The organism is Methylobacterium sp. Leaf117 (genome assembly GCF_001422985.1).
Taxonomy (GTDB): Bacteria; Pseudomonadota; Alphaproteobacteria; order Rhizobiales; family Beijerinckiaceae; genus Methylobacterium.
On record NZ_LMNL01000023.1, the window covers coordinates 50885 to 64879 of the forward strand.

Here is a 13995-nt window from a genome sequence, read left to right on the forward strand (position 1 = left end):
CGCGGTGCTTGTTCTTGAGACGGCACCTTCGCGTGGATTCAGGTAGGACTCGGGCGTCCCGATCTCAACCGCGTCGGGTTCATCCGCCCGCGGCTTGGGTCTAGAACTGGGTCCAGAGCTGGGCCTAGGCTTGGAATCTAGGCCTGGGCCTGGAACAGCGCGACGCGCAGGTCCTTCGCCTCGTAGATGCGGGTGCCGTCGGCCTCGAGCCAGCCATCGGCGATGCCCAGCACCAGCTTGCCGAGGCGGACCCGCTTGATATCGATCCCGTAGACGACCTTGGTCACCGTGGGCAGGACCTGATCCGAGAATTTGACCTCGCCGACGCCGAGCGCGCGACCGCGCCCCGGAGCACCGAGCCAGCCAAGGTGGAAGCCGACGAGCTGCCAGAGCGCGTCGAGGCCGAGGCAGCCCGGCATCACCGGATCGTTCTTGAAGTGGCAGCCGAAGAACCAGAGGTCCGGCCGGATGTCGAACTCGGCGAGCACGTGGCCCTTGCCGTGGGCGCCGCCCTCCGACGCGATCGAGACGATGCGGTCGAACATCAGCATCGGCGGCAGCGGCAGCTGCGCGTTCCCGGCGCCGAACAGCTCGCCACGGCCGCAGGCGAGCAGTTCCTCGTAGGAATAGTGCGAGGCCCGCTGGGGCGCGGCGGTCGCCGGGGCGGTGCCCGACGGAGCGTTCGGATCGGAAGCGGAAGACATGATGAGCGGTTCGGTCCTCGAGGATGGGTCCGGGGCGCGGGGCCCCTGGGGCTCGTGTCGCGAACCCCGATGCGGACCCGGCGCGAGCCGGTTCCGCCGGCGATGCGGCGCGAAATCGGCGCTTCGTTAACACAGGGCCTGTGCACCTCAAAGCTGCCCCGGCTCCCGAAGTTCTCCCGAAGTCGATGCCTGGGATCGGAAGATCCGCCGAGGAACACTGCACGGGAATGCCGGGGGACTTGAAACGGGGAGGCCGACGATGGGCCGGACCCAGGGGCCGGTCTGGCAGCCCCGCGCGTGGCTCGGGTTGCGGTAGGACGGCGGGTTCCGTATAGATATTCCCTCATTCTGTTCTGTTTTCCGCGTGGGATGTTTGTCAGCCCGATGTCGAACCTTCTGCCCCTGCAGGCCGTGCTGAACGCGCGGACTTCCGTTTCCGCCGGCGATGCGGCTGCCGGCCGTCGCGGATGTCCGTTGTCGGATCTGCGCGATCGTCTGCGCCGGGCGGGTCTGCGCCCGACCCGTCAGCGCCTGTCCCTGGGTTGGCTGCTGTTCGGACGGGGCGATCGTCACCTCACGGCGGAAATGCTCTACGACGAGGCGATGCGCGCCAAGGTGCCGGTGTCGCTGGCCACCGTCTACAACACCCTGCACCAGTTCACCGAGGCGGGCCTGCTGCGTCAGCTCGCGCTCGACGGCTCGAAGGCCTATTTCGACACCAATCCGAGCGAGCACCACCACTTCTTCCTCGAGGACGAGGGGCAGGTGCTGGACATGCCCGATTGCGGGATCACGGTCGATTCGCTGCCGGATGCGCCCGAGGGCATGGAAATCGCCGGCGTCGAGGTCATCGTGCGCCTGCGTCGCCGCACCCCCTTGGCCCGCAAGGCCTGAACCAAGACGACAGTGTATCCCGCAAGACCACGATCGAGGCCCGGGCAACCGGGCCTTTTTCGTTCGCGGGAGCCGTCCCGGTGTCGTCCTCCTCCCGTCGTGAGCGGCGGTCCCGCAACGATGGGGACCGGCCCGGGTTATCGCTGGGCGAATGATCGCTCCGGCGGCTCCGGCCGCCTCTCCCGTCTCCCCTCTGACACCGGACTGGTATGGCTCCCTCCCGCATCGTCTGCGTCCGCCACGGCGAATCGACCTTCAACGCCGCCCATCGGCTGACCGGGCGCGACCCGGGACATGTGGACGCCCGGCTGACCGAGCGCGGCCTGGGCCAGGTCCAGGCGGCCCGGACAGCCCTGCACGACATCCCCTTCGACCTCGTGGTCACGTCGCCGCTGACCCGGGCGATCCAGACCACCCAGGGTATCTTCGGCGACCATCCGAGCCGGCCGCGTATCCTCGTGGAGGTGCTGCACCGCGAATGCCAGGAGAGCAGTTGCGACGTCGGCCGCGCCGCTTCGATCCTGGCCACCGAGTTCCCCGACGTGGCGGTCGATCACCTGCCGGAAATCTGGTGGCACGCCGAGGGCGAGCCGGATGCGAGCGGCGTGCACATCGAGCCCCGAACCCTGTTCGATGCCCGCGTCCTCGGTTTTCGCGACTGGTTGGCTGCCCGGCCGGAGCGCAGCATCGCGGTGGTCGGGCACGGCACCTTCTTCTACCACCTGACCGGGGTCTGGCTCGACAATTGTCAGACCGTCACGTTCGACCCCACCGCCGAGCCGGTCCTCGTCTGACTCGAGCCCGGACCGCGCAGGCCAGCCCGTGCTCGCGCGGCATCGAAACGGTCCCGCGCCAGCCCCGCATCGATCGACGGGGCGCCGCGCCCAAGCGCCAGGGCCTCATCGAGGATCTGGGCGGCCACCGCCCAGGTTCCGTCGATGAAGGGAGCGACCCCTTCCGCGACCTCGGCGGCACAGCGTGCATCGCAGAACGCCTTCACGGCCGCCGAGGCTGCGCGGGCCACTGCCGACGCGCGGGCGCCCTGGGTCCAGGCGCCCCGTCGCGACGCGGCATCGGCCAACGCTCCACCCTCCCAGGCCGCATCGCGGGCCGCCGTGCGCGCACCCTCGGGGCCACACGCGCCGTCGCAGCGGGCGGCGAGGGCCGGGAGACCAGCAGTGTCGAGGAGGGGAGGCAGGATCCGCCGAACGCTGGCCTCGGCCAGGAAGGCGACGCGCCGCGCCTCGGTCTCAGGTTCGGCGGTGGAGCCGGCAAGGCGGAGCACGAAGGCCATCAGCCGGGGGCGCTCACCATCCGGCATGGCGTCGTTCAGCCCGAGGGCATAGGCCGCGAGGGGTTGCGAGAAGCAGGGCGGGCAATCGGTCGAGGCGCGGATCGCCCGGTAGGGCAGGCCCGCCGCCACGATGGCGGCTTCGTTGATGCAGGTGCCGCCGTCCGGGCCGGGAAAATCATGGGAGCCGGCCAGGAGCCGCCAGTTCAGAATCTGTTCGAAGCCCGCCGCCATGCCTCAGGATCTCCCGCCGGTCTCCGGGAGACTGGCACGTCGCACAGGGCTTGGCGAGAGAGCTTCACGAGAGAGGTTGACGAGCGCCCCCCGCCTTCAGACGCCGAGATTGGCCGCGAGCCCGGCCAGCATGGCGAGGCCGAGCACCAGCACGAAGGCGCCCGCCAGGAGTTCGAGCGTCCCGACCGCGCGGGCGCCAGCCTGGCCGCGTCCGCCCGCGAGCCGAAGGGCGAAGGCCTTGGCGAAGACCGCGAGGCTGGCGAGCGCGCCCGTGGTCAGGGCGGTGCCGAGCGCCATCGCGAAGGTCGCGGCGATGCCGGCGGCAAGAAGGCCCTGCGAGGCGGAGAAGACCAGGATCAGGACGGCCCCGGCACACGGACGCGTGCCGGCTGCCAGCACCACCCCGGCCCGCTCGCGCCAAGTGTGGAGGCGTGCGAGGGCGGTCGCGTCGGTGAGGTGGACGTGCCCGCAATCGGGCGCGCAGGCGGCGTTTCCGAGGCCGGCGAGCCGTCCGGCCTTGCGCCAGGTGACGCTGAGGCCGAGGAGGGCCACCAGGGCGAAACTGACGGTCTCGATCACCGTGCCGGCGCGGGTCATGCCCGCGGCGGTGGCGCCGAGCACCAGCGTGCCGATCCCCACGAGGGCGATGGCCACGAGCGCCTGCAGCAGGGCAGCGGCGAAGCTCAGGGTGAAGCCGCGCGTCAGGGCTCGCTCGCCGGCGACGATGTAGCCGGCGATCACCGCCTTGCCGTGACCCGGGCCAGCGGCGTGGAAGACGCCGTAGCTGAAGCCCAGCAGCATCATCGGCCCCCAGGGGCCGTCCTGCTTCAGCGCCTGGACCGAGGCCTGAAGGCTGCGCGAAAAGCTCGATTGCAGGGCGAGGATCCAGCTGCCGAGGCCGGTGGCGGCAGGGGCGGCCTCGCGAAAGCCGATCCCGAAGGGGGAGCGCGGCGCCGGCGCCCGCATCTCGGGGCTCACCAGCCAGACGAGGCCGGCGACGATGAGTGTCGCCGCCACCACCGCCCCGAGGGCGAGGAGCGCCTGTCGGCCGAGACGCCGGGCGGACCGGGGCGATCCGGTCTCGAGGGCGGCGCCTACGGACATGCGACGATGACCCGATTGGCGAATTGGAGCCCGTAATTGGAGGCCGAGGTCAGGGCCTCGAAGAAGGCTTCCGACATCCCCGGCTTGGCATCCGCCGTTTTGCCGTCCACAGATCTGCCGTCCGCTCCCGGATCGGTCTTCGGGCGCGTCACCGTGGCAGCGCACCCGGCTGGCGCTCCGGCGAGGCGGGCCGCATCGCTGCCCTCCGCCAGGGCGAACGAGACGAAGAAGGTCGGATCGTAGACCTCCAGGGCGGTGACGCCGCGGCCCTGCGCCACGGGCGTCTTGAGGGGCAGCAGAAAGCTCAGCGTGAGCTTGTCGCCCTCCATGACCATGCGGGGCTCGATTGGATCGGCGAAGGCCTGTTCCTTGCCGCCGACCTTCATCTTGGTGAAGTAGGCGAATTCGGCGAGATTGGCGGTGTTCTCGGCGGCGAGGCCGGCGAGTTCGTCAGGCGTGAGCTTGCCGTCCTTGTTGGCGTCGAGCCCCTGCGTGACGAAGGCCGAGTAGGAGGCGTCGAAGCTCCAGGCGTGCCGGATGCCCGTCACCCGCCCGCCTTCGCCATAGGCAATTTCGGCCTTGGTCGTCACCCAGACGTGCGGATGGGCAAGGCTCGGCGTGGCGAGGCTGGACGCCGCGAGCGTCAGCCCGCAGAGGGTCAGGAGGCGGAACGGCGACGCGATCGGCATGGCACGGGACGCTCGCGACTTAAGGTGAAGACATCGTTAACAGGCGCTGACCGCGTGGCTCTGCGCGATCCGATGTCTCCGGGGTCAGTGGGGCGAAAGCGAGGCGCCGGACCGGGAGGCCGTGGGGGCGGCCTCCGATCAGTCCCGCCGGGTCAGCGCGGTGATCTCGGCCTGCTCGGCGGCGCTGAGGCCTTCGGGGGCCGACTCCACCCGGCGGCGCGACAGGCGCCAGAGACCGAACAGTCCGAGGATCACCACTGCGATCGGGGTGAGCCAGAGCAGCAGGGTGTGCAGGGCAAAGACCGGGCGCAGGAGCACGTATTCGCCGTAGCGCCCGACCACGTAGGACTGCACCTGCGCGTCGTCGTCTCCCGCCTTCAGGCGCTCGCGCACGATGAGGCGCAGATCCCGCGCCAGGGGCGCATCGGAATCGTCGATGGACTGATTCTGGCATACGAGGCATCGCAGGCCCGACGAGATGTCCCGTGCCCGCGCCTCCATCACAGGGTCCTTGAGAACCTCGTCCGGCTGAACCGCGCGGGCGCCGCCCGTGGCTGCGAGCGAGAGGGCGAGCGCGACGGCCGCGCGTCTGGCGGGCGCGCGGCTCATTCGGCGGGCGCCATGCCGGGGGGCAGCGCCTTGGCCTTCGCCCGCGCCGGGGCGCCGACCCGCATGCGCCGGTCGGTCAGCGACACCGCGCCGCCGAGCGCCATCACCACCGCCCCGAGCCAGATCAGCAGCACGAGGGGCTTGTAGTACAGCCGCAGGCCGATGGCGCCCTCGGGCAGCACCTCGCCAAGGCTGGCATAGACCTGGCTCGCCCCGATGGTCAGCAGGCCGGATTCGGTCACCGTCATCTTGCGGCTCGGATAGAACCGTTTGCCGGTCTCCACCGTCCCGATGAAGTCGCCGCCGGTATTGCGGATGGTGAGGAAGGCGGCGGTCTCGGCGTAGTTCTCGCCGGCGCGCGGGCCGACCCGGTCGAGGGTGGCCACGTAGGGGCCGGACGCCAGGGATTCGCCGGGCTTCAGGGTCTTCAGGCCTTCCGTCGCCCAGCCTTGGGCGGCGATGCCGAGGACCACCACGCCGACGCCCGCATGGGCCAGGGCCGTGCCCCAGGCCGAGCGCGGCAGGCCGGCGGCGCGGCGCCAGATCGCGGCGGCGCCCCGGGTGCGATTGGCGCCGTAGCCGCGGGCCCGCGAGACGATCTCCATGGCGGAGCCGACCACGAGGTAGGCGCCGAGGCCGATGCCGACCGGGGCCATCATCGGTCCGCCCCAGGTCAGGGCCAGGACGGCGAGTCCGATCACCAGGGCGACGGCCAGGGCCGCGAACAAGCGCTGTGTCGCCGCGTGCACGTCGCCACGCTTCCACGCCAGGGTCTGGCCGAAGGGCACGATGAGCAGCAGGGGGATCGCCAAGGGAATGAAGGTGTAGTTGAAGAAGGGTGGTCCCACCGAGATCTTCTCGCCGGTCAGCATCTCCAGCAACAGCGGGTAGAGCGTTCCGACGAACACCGTCGCGCAGGCGGCGGCCAGGAACAGGTTGTTCATCACCAGCGCGCCCTCGCGGGAGATCGGCGCGAAGATGCCGCCCTGGCGCAGCATCGGGGCCCGCCAGGCGAAGAGCGTGAACGAGCCGCCGATGAACAGGATCAGGATGGCGAGGATGAACACGCCGCGGGTCGGGTCGGTGGCGAAGGTGTGGACCGAGGTCAGCACGCCCGAGCGCACGATGAAGGTGCCGAGCAGCGAGAGCGAGAAGGTCAGGATGGCGAGCAGCACCGTCCACACCTTCAGGGCGTCGCGCTTCTCCATGACGACGGTGGAGTGCAGCAGGGCGGTGCCGGCGAGCCAGGGCATCAGCGAGGCGTTCTCGACCGGGTCCCAGAACCACCAGCCGCCCCAGCCGAGCTCGTAATAGGCCCAGTACGAGCCCATCGCGATCCCGAGCGTCAGGAAACTCCAGGCGGTCAGCGTCCAGGGCCGCACGGCCCGCGCCCAGACGGCGTCGATGCGGCCCTCGATCAGCGCCGCGATGGCGAACGCGAAGGTGATCGAGAAGCCGACATAGCCGACGTAGAGCAGCGGCGGATGCACCGCGAGGCCGAAATCCTGCAGCAACGGGTTGAGGTCGTTGCCCTCGGCCGGGGCCGGGCTCACCCGGGTGAACGGGTTCGAGGTCGTGATGATGAAGAGCACGAACACGAAGGTGATCAGGCCCTGCACCGCGAGGGTGTTGGCCCGTAGGGTCGGGGGCACCGAATCGCGCGCCACCGCCACCAGGGCTCCGAACAGGGCCAGGATCAGGACCCAGAGCAGCATCGAGCCCTCGTGGTTCCCCCAGACGCCGGAGATCTTGTAGAGGAAGGGCTTCGTGGTGTGCGAGTTCTCGATCACGTTCTGGACCGAGAAATCCGACGTGGCATGGGCGTAGGTCAGCGCGCCGAAGCTGAACAGGATGCAGGCGAAGGCGCCCAGGGCCGCCGGCGTGGCCACCGCCCGCAGGGCCTGGTCGCCGGAACGCGCGGCCCAGACCGGCATCACCGCCTGAACCAGGGACAGGGCCAGCGCCAGCGCCAGCGCGAAATGGCCGACCTCGATCAGCAAGGCTGGGGTGTCCTTCCGGGAAAGAGTGACCGAGGGGCGAAGGGTCGAGAGGCGAAGGGTCGAGAGGCGAAGGGTCGAAAAGCGGAGGGTCGCGAGGCGAGATGTTGGACGCGGCGGCGCATCATCGCTCGCTGCGCTGACCGAGGGTCTTGTCCCCCACCGAAGGCTTGGCCTCGGCGGCCGGGCTGGGTTTGTCGACCATACCCTTGTCGACCATGCCCTTGCCCTCCTGCCAACGGCCCTGCGCCTTCAGCGCATCGGCGACCTCGCGCGGCATGTAGGATTCGTCGTGCTTGGCCAGCACCGTATCGGCGCGGAAGATACCGCCGGGCTGCAGCGTGCCCTCGGCCACCACGCCCTGGCCCTCGCGGAACAGATCCGGCAGCAGGCCGCGATACTGCACCTGCACGGTGGCGTTGGTGTCCGTCACCGAGAAATCCACGGTCTGGTCCGGCCCGCGCTGAAGGGAGCCGTCCTTGACGAGGCCGCCCAAGCGGAAGCGCGTTCCCGGCGTCACCGCCTGGGAGGCCACCTCGGTGGGCGAGCGGAAGAACACGATCGATCCGCTCATGGCTGACAGGATCAGGCCGAGCGCCAGGGCCAGCACGGCACCGCAGGCGGCGATCAGGATCAGGCGGCGGCTCTTGCGTGTCACGGAAAGGGGTCCGGTTCGGTGGCTCGGGGCGGTGCGGCGGGAAGGGTGTGCCCCGCCGGCGTTGCAGTCCGGTGGACGTGATCCAGGATAAAATCGGGTGGCTCACGGTGTCGGCCGAGTGGCTGGCGCGGTCAAGGGCTGGGGCCGGGACCGATTGTCAGGGGCAGCGCGGCTCCGGCGCAGCCCCGAGCCCGTATCGGGACGTCCGTGGGTTGAGGTGTCGGCGGGTTGCGATGTCAGGGTTTGGGCGCCGGCCGGGGTGCCTGAGGGCGAAGCTGAAGTTCGCGCGACAATTCATCGAGACGCTCGATCGCTCCGGGATCGGGGCTGAGCGCCATGCGGGCCCGGTCGAGGGTCTGAGCCGCCTTGTCGCGCTCCCCGAGGGCGCTGTAGGAGCGCACGAGGCGCAGCCAATCGTCGATGCTGCCGCCCTTGGAGGCCAGGCGGCGGTCGAGGCCCGCCACCATGCCACGGATCGCGGCATCGCGCTCGGCCGCCGGCATCGCCTTGACGGCCGCCACGGCGGCCTCGGTCCCGGCGCGCCCCGCCTCGTCCGGGTTGGCCGCCGGCGCGACCGGCGCTGCATTCGCCCCGAGGGCGATCTCGCGCGCCATCTCGTCCAGGTGATTCTTGGCCTCCGGCTCGTCGGCCAGGGCCTTGCGCGCCCGCTCGAGGGCGGCGGCCGCCTTGTCGGTCTCCTTGAGCACCCCGTAGGAGCGCACCAGCCGCAGCCAGTCCTCGAGCGTGCCGCCCCGGTCGGCGAGGCGCTTGTCGAGGCTGTCGACCATGGCCCGGATGGCGCCGTCGCGGCTCGCCGGCGGCAGCGCCTGGAGTGCGGCGGCGCGATCGGAGTCAGGGGAGGCCGGGGCCGCTTCGCCCTTCAGTCGGGCGAGGTTTTCGCGCACGAGGGGCAACCAGGGCGCATCCGCGGGGGCAGCCTCGGCCATGGCCTGCAGGCGCCGGATCGCTTCCGGGATGTCGCCGTCGAGTTCGGCGCCGCGCGCCAGGTAGAAGCGCGGCTTGGCCGCCTGAGCATCGAGGTCGACCGCGCGCTGGAAGATCGCCTTGGCCTGGGGTGTGACGGCGCCGTTGCTGCCCGCCACCAGGGCCTCGCCCCAATCGGACAGGCGCTGCGGCGTCTCACCGAGGAGGCGGGCGGCCGCCTCGTAGGCGTGGGCGGCGTCGTCGAACCGGCCCATCCGCATGTAGACGGGGGCGAGCACCGACCAGCCGCGCCCGTCGGTCGGATCGGCCGCGAGCCGGGCTTCGATCTGGCCGATCGCCTTGAGGAGATCCTGGTCGCCGGTCTGGGCGGCCGAGCGCTCGGCCTGGCCCTGGGCCGGCATGTGCGGCGAGCCGTAGAGGCCGTACGCGATAAGGGCGACGAGCGGGATGGTTGAGAGGGCGAACGCCGAGGCCGCCCGGCGCTGGCGCAGGGCCGGCTCGGCGATGTCCTGCGCCGCCGGAACGCCGGCGCGGTTGGCGCGCAGCAGGCGACGGGCCGCCTCGGTGCGGGCGGCCTCCGCCTCGGGTGCGGCGATCAGGCCCCGGGCCTGGTCACGCTCGATCTCGCGGAGCTGATCCTCGTAGAACCCGGTCTCGGTGGCGAGACCGCCGGCCTCGGGCGGGGCGGCGGGATTGGCCCGGCGCGACATCGGCCAGAGCAGGGCGAACACCGCGGCACCCGTCATGACCGCCAGTATGAACCAAAGTGCCGTCATCACGCCCCGAACGCTGCCCCGCTTGCATGTAGACGCGGGTTCCCGCCAGCACGATGCAGGCGTCGGGCGACACGGTGTCACGCGCAGCCCTTCGGGGGAGCGCGCAACCCTAGCGGATATGCCGGGCGGATCAATCCGCCCCAGTCCGGCCGCCCCAGTCCGGCGGGTCAGTGTGGGACGATGCCCGCCGGCGCGTCCCCCGGCACCTCGATCACCGCCCGCAATCCGCCGAGCGCGGCCTCCTCCAGGCGGAAGCGGCCGCGGTAGAGGGCCGCGAGATCGGCTACGATCGAGAGGCCGAGGCCCGAGCCGGGCTTCGACTCGTCGAGGCGCCGGCCGCGCCCGAGGACCGCGGCCCGATCGTCCGGGGCGAGGCCGGGGCCATCGTCCTCGATCGCCACCAGAAGGTGGGGATAATCGTCCTTGCCGACCGCCTCGGCCCGGATCGCGACGCGGCCGTGCGCCCATTTCGAGGCGTTGTCGACGAGATTGCCGATCATCTCCTCGAAATCCTGGCGTTCGCCCCGGAAGCGCAGGCCGGGCGGCACATGGACCTCGTAGGCGATATCCTTGTCGCGGTAGATCTTGCCGAAGGTGCGGACCAGACCGGCCAGCGCCGGCTCCACCTCCGTCGAGGTGCCGAGGGTGCCGGCCAGGGCCGCCGCCCGGGCGCGGTCGAGATGGTAGTTGACCTGGTCGCGCATCACCGCCGCCTGTTCGCGGATCTTGGCCGCGAGGTCACCGGGCGCATCGGCGGCGCCGACCTCGTTGACGATGATCGAGAGCGGGGTCTTGAGGGCGTGTGCGAGGTTGCCGACCTGCGTCCTCGCCCGCTCCAGGATCTCCCGGTTGGTCTCGATCAGCAGGTTCACCTCGCCCGCCAGGGGGGCGATGTCGCGCGGGTACTCGCCGGTGATGCGGTCCGATTCTCCCCGCCGGATGGCACCCAGCGCCGTGCGCAGCTTGGCCAGCGGCGCGAGGCCGAAGCGGATCTGCAGCAGGGTGGTGAGCGCCAGTGACAGGCCGAGCAGCCCGAAGGTGACCATCAGCGAGAAGCGGAAGCGGTCGACGTCGTTCTCGATCTCGTCGGCGGGGCCGGCCACCCGCACGGTGTAGCGGCCGTCCTCCCCGATATCGACGTCGCGCTCGATGATGCGCAGGCGGCGCTCGTCCTGGGCCCGGCCGTAGCCCTGGCGGATCTGGCCGATGCCCGCCTTGCTGTCGGAGGTGGCGGCGGCCTTCAGGGGCACGCCCACCAGGGAGCGTGAGGTGCGCAGGTCGCGCGGCTTCGCGTCGGGGCGCCCGATCTGCCAGTACCAGCCCGACAGGGGCAGGTCGAAGCGCGGATCGCTCAAGGTGAAGGACCGGCTCTCCGGGTCGTTGGGCGAGACGAGATCGGTGGCGAGGTTGTTGGCATAGACCAGCAGGCGGCTGTCGAAGGCCCGCTCGGTGTTCTCGCGGTACAGGGTGGTCAGGATCCAGGCGGCGATCAGCAGGATCGCCGAACTCGCCAGCAGCGCCGAGGTGGCGAGGCGCACCGCGATCGAGCGGCGGCGCATGGGCAGCCAGGACGGGGAGGGGATCATGTCGACCAAGTCTACGCCACGGCTGCAGGTCTGAGCCACAGATTGGAAGGGAAATCGTCGCGGTCGATGATGGTGGCGTGACCGTTGGCGACCTGAACCGATTTCAGATCGCCGACGGTCAAATCATAGCCTGCGCCGAGCCGGATGTCTCACCTCGCCTGTTGCGGGTTTTCCGTAATCTACGGGTAGTTCGCGATAATTGTTTGCGTGCGAGCGCGGCATGAACCTGTTCAAGCTCATCCACGGTCGACGACATCCCGGACGACATCGCCGACGCGATCTTGAGCGCCAAGGTTCCAGGGGGACTGACGGACCCGGATTAGCGCGGGCCGCGGACGATGATCCCGGGTGAGCCGCCGATCGTCGGAACCGTGATCCGCTACGCCTTCCTCTGGTCGAACGAGGACCGCGACGGTCAAACGGTGGCGCAGACGGATCGACCCGCCGTCCTGGTGATCGCACGAAAGCCCGCGGACGGAAGCTGCATCGTCGCCCTCGTGCTTGCGCCCATGCAGACGCGGATCAAGGGCAGGCGCCTCGCGATGAGCCCGCGCCCCTGACATCACCCCCGCGCCACCGGCTGGTTCGGGTCGACGAGATAGCCGAGGCCCCGGACGGTCTGGATCAGGTCGACCGCGAGCTTCTTGCGCAGGCGGCCGACGAAGACCTCGATGGTGTTGGAATCCCGGTCGAAATCCTGGTCGTAGAGATGCTCGGTCAGCTCGGCGCGCGAGACCACCCGGCCGGTATGGTGCATCAGGTAGGAGAGCAGGCGGTACTCGTGGCTCGTCAGCTTGACCGGGTTGCCGTCCACGAAGACCCGGCCCGAGCGGGTGTCGAGCACCACCGGCCCGCAGGCGATCTGGCTGGTGGCATGGCCGGCCGCGCGCCGCAGCAGGGCGCGCACGCGGGCCATCAGCTCCTCCATGTGGAACGGCTTGGTCACGTAGTCGTCGGCCCCCGCATCGAAGCCGTCGACCTTGTCGGACCAGCGGTCGCGGGCGGTCAGGATGATGACGGGGGTCTTGATCCCAGCCCGGCGCCACTTCTGCAGCACGCTGACGCCGTCGGTCTTGGGCAGGCCCATGTCGAGAATGATGGCGTCGTAGGGCTCGCTCTCACCGAGATAGCCGCCTTCCTCGCCGTCGAAGGCCTTGTCGGCGACGTAGCCGGCCTCCTCTAGGGCGTTGACCACCTGCCGGTTGATGTCCCGGTCATCCTCCACGACGAGCAACCGCACGGTATCGAACTCCTACGATGATGGCCCGAACCCGCGGGTCGGCGCGCAGCGCACGTTAGCCGTCTCCGGCCGGCGGCGAAACGGCGTCACGGACCGCTGACCTGCCCCGTGGTCGCATCCACGATGACGTGAACGAACTGTCCGTCCCGGCGCAGGGCCGTGAGCAGGTAGACGAGGGTCTCGTCCTGCCGGCACAGGCGCGCGCGCTGGATCTCCGCCCGGGGAATCACCTGTCGGGCGGCGCGGATGGCCGCCACCGGGGCGATCACCCGCTTGTCGGCCACCGCTTCGCGCAGATCCGCCGGACTGAGGCAGGTCTCGCTGCGGGGGATCGCGACCAAGGGGGCCGCGACCGAGCTGGTGCCGGTCGTGGTCTCCTCCGCGAACGTGTCGATCGAACCTGTCGCGAAACCCGCGACGGTCAGTCCGATCAGCAACAGGGCGAGGAGGATGCGCATGTGGGAACAGTCTAGGGGGAGGCACTGAATGCGCCCTGAATGCCAGCGCGCGCCGGGGTCGGGCCGAGGGCGACCCGGCAAGCCTGGTCCGGCTCAACCGCCGACCCTGCTCGGCACAACCCCAAGCATAACCTCGGCCATTCGGTTCCCGTGCGGTCCGACCCGGTGTTCAGGCCGTCCCCGACAGGGCCGAAAGGCGGGCGAGGGCCATGCGCAGGCGCGTTCCGGCCACGGCGTGACCGTCGATATGGTCGCGCGCGGCGCGGCGCACGGCCGCCGCCGAGCGGTCGAAGCGGATTCGGGCAGCGCACAGGCGCAGGCTTGCCGCCCGGCGGCGGTCGCGGCGTCCGTGCAGGAGATGGGCGATGCGGTCCATGGAACGTCCTCAGGATCGGGGCCGGGTCTCGGCGAGACGGCGCAGGATGTCGTCCAGCTTCTCCCGGGCGCGGGCGTCGTTGCGCTCGATGTCGCGTGCGGTCTCGGTCGCCAGCCGCGACAGGTCTTCGAGCACGCGGGTTCGGCTTTCGAGGGCCGCCGCCACGGCGGCGTTGGTCTGCGAGGCTCGTTCCAGGGCGGTCGCGGTCGCACCGATGTCGCCGAGGCGCGCCTCCTGCACGCGCAGGGATTGACGGTGGAGGTGGATGCAGGCGAGCCCGAGGAGGACGGCGACGATCCAGCCGGCGCCCTCCTGCGAGGCCAGGAGCCGGGCGGCTTCGAAGGCGATCTTTTCCAAATCCGGTCCTCCGTCTGCCCGGTTCTGCACCTGCCCGGTCCTGCCGTCGTCAGGCTTCCGCGCCCGGCCTCTCGCGC

Annotated in this window: 15 protein-coding genes and 1 pseudogene; 3 read left to right on the plus strand and 13 right to left on the minus strand. The window is 70.6% G+C overall.

The window, feature by feature from the left end:
• Positions 1 to 137: 137 nt before the first annotated feature.
• Positions 138 to 704 (minus strand): 3-hydroxyacyl-[acyl-carrier-protein] dehydratase FabA, encoded by a 567-nt coding sequence (gene fabA / locus ASF57_RS11660; RefSeq protein ID WP_056483461.1) that lies wholly within the window; start codon positions 702 to 704, stop codon positions 138 to 140.
• A 384-nt stretch (positions 705 to 1088) separates the two neighbouring features.
• On the opposite strand from fabA, the gene irr reads away from it, so the two are divergent.
• Both irr and ASF57_RS11670 read left to right on the plus strand, forming a co-directional pair.
• Positions 1089 to 1598 (plus strand): Fur family transcriptional regulator Irr, encoded by a 510-nt coding sequence (gene irr, locus ASF57_RS11665; protein ID WP_056178502.1) that lies wholly within the window; start codon positions 1089 to 1091, stop codon positions 1596 to 1598.
• A gap of 209 nt (positions 1599 to 1807) precedes the next feature.
• Positions 1808 to 2392, plus strand: coding sequence for a histidine phosphatase family protein (locus ASF57_RS11670; RefSeq protein WP_056178504.1), 585 nt, complete (start codon positions 1808 to 1810; stop codon positions 2390 to 2392).
• Here ASF57_RS11670 and ASF57_RS11675 read toward each other — a convergent pair.
• The 8 genes and pseudogenes from ASF57_RS11675 to ASF57_RS11710 form a co-directional block, all read right to left on the minus strand.
• Positions 2347 to 3123 carry a hypothetical protein gene (locus tag ASF57_RS11675; protein WP_244476915.1) on the minus strand — a complete coding sequence of 259 codons (777 nt, stop codon included), beginning with the start codon at positions 3121 to 3123 and terminating at the stop codon, positions 2347 to 2349. The two genes, ASF57_RS11670 and ASF57_RS11675, sit on opposite strands and share 46 nt — an antisense overlap.
• A gap of 96 nt (positions 3124 to 3219) precedes the next feature.
• On the minus strand, positions 3220 to 4227 hold the full coding sequence (locus ASF57_RS11680) for a nickel transporter (RefSeq protein ID WP_056483464.1): 1008 nt from the start codon (positions 4225 to 4227) through the stop codon (positions 3220 to 3222).
• Positions 4218 to 4916, minus strand: a complete 699-nt coding sequence (locus tag ASF57_RS11685) for a DUF1007 family protein (protein WP_056483467.1) — start codon at positions 4914 to 4916, stop codon at positions 4218 to 4220. The genes ASF57_RS11680 and ASF57_RS11685 overlap by 10 nt, the downstream gene beginning before the upstream one ends.
• Positions 4917 to 5054: 138 nt before the next feature.
• Positions 5055 to 5525, minus strand: coding sequence for a cytochrome c-type biogenesis protein (locus tag ASF57_RS11690; protein ID WP_056483469.1), 471 nt, complete (start codon positions 5523 to 5525; stop codon positions 5055 to 5057).
• Complete coding sequence (locus tag ASF57_RS11695; RefSeq protein ID WP_056178517.1) at positions 5522 to 7525, minus strand: heme lyase CcmF/NrfE family subunit; 2004 nt, start codon at positions 7523 to 7525, stop codon at positions 5522 to 5524. Before ASF57_RS11695 ends, ASF57_RS11690 begins: the two co-directional genes overlap by 4 nt.
• Positions 7526 to 7748: 223 nt before the next feature.
• Positions 7749 to 8180, minus strand: a pseudogene (gene ccmE / locus ASF57_RS11700) (cytochrome c maturation protein CcmE); the annotation flags it as partial.
• 236 nt (positions 8181 to 8416) lie between these two features.
• On the minus strand, positions 8417 to 9901 hold the full coding sequence (gene ccmI, locus ASF57_RS11705; RefSeq protein WP_056483475.1) for a c-type cytochrome biogenesis protein CcmI: 1485 nt from the start codon (positions 9899 to 9901) through the stop codon (positions 8417 to 8419).
• Positions 9902 to 10068: 167 nt separating this feature from the next.
• Positions 10069 to 11487 (minus strand): sensor histidine kinase, encoded by a 1419-nt coding sequence (locus ASF57_RS11710; RefSeq protein WP_056179889.1) that lies wholly within the window; start codon positions 11485 to 11487, stop codon positions 10069 to 10071.
• A 338-nt stretch (positions 11488 to 11825) separates the two neighbouring features.
• Here ASF57_RS11710 and ASF57_RS11715 point away from each other — a divergent pair, with 338 nt between their 5' ends.
• Positions 11826 to 12047 (plus strand): hypothetical protein, encoded by a 222-nt coding sequence (locus ASF57_RS11715; RefSeq protein ID WP_056483477.1) that lies wholly within the window; start codon positions 11826 to 11828, stop codon positions 12045 to 12047.
• Between the two features lie 2 nt (positions 12048 to 12049).
• Here ASF57_RS11715 and ASF57_RS11720 read toward each other — a convergent pair whose 3' ends face one another.
• From ASF57_RS11720 to ASF57_RS11735, 4 genes are all read right to left on the minus strand, one after another.
• Positions 12050 to 12727: a response regulator transcription factor gene (locus ASF57_RS11720; protein ID WP_056178530.1), complete on the minus strand. Its 678-nt coding sequence runs from the start codon at positions 12725 to 12727 to the stop codon at positions 12050 to 12052.
• Between the two features lie 86 nt (positions 12728 to 12813).
• On the minus strand, positions 12814 to 13185 hold the full coding sequence (locus ASF57_RS11725) for a PepSY domain-containing protein (RefSeq protein ID WP_056178533.1): 372 nt from the start codon (positions 13183 to 13185) through the stop codon (positions 12814 to 12816).
• A 169-nt stretch (positions 13186 to 13354) separates the two neighbouring features.
• Positions 13355 to 13561 carry a hypothetical protein gene (locus tag ASF57_RS11730; protein ID WP_056483482.1) on the minus strand — a complete coding sequence of 69 codons (207 nt, stop codon included), beginning with the start codon at positions 13559 to 13561 and terminating at the stop codon, positions 13355 to 13357.
• Between the two features lie 9 nt (positions 13562 to 13570).
• Positions 13571 to 13918 (minus strand): hypothetical protein, encoded by a 348-nt coding sequence (locus tag ASF57_RS11735; RefSeq protein ID WP_056483485.1) that lies wholly within the window; start codon positions 13916 to 13918, stop codon positions 13571 to 13573.
• Between the last annotated feature and the right edge of the window lie 77 nt (positions 13919 to 13995).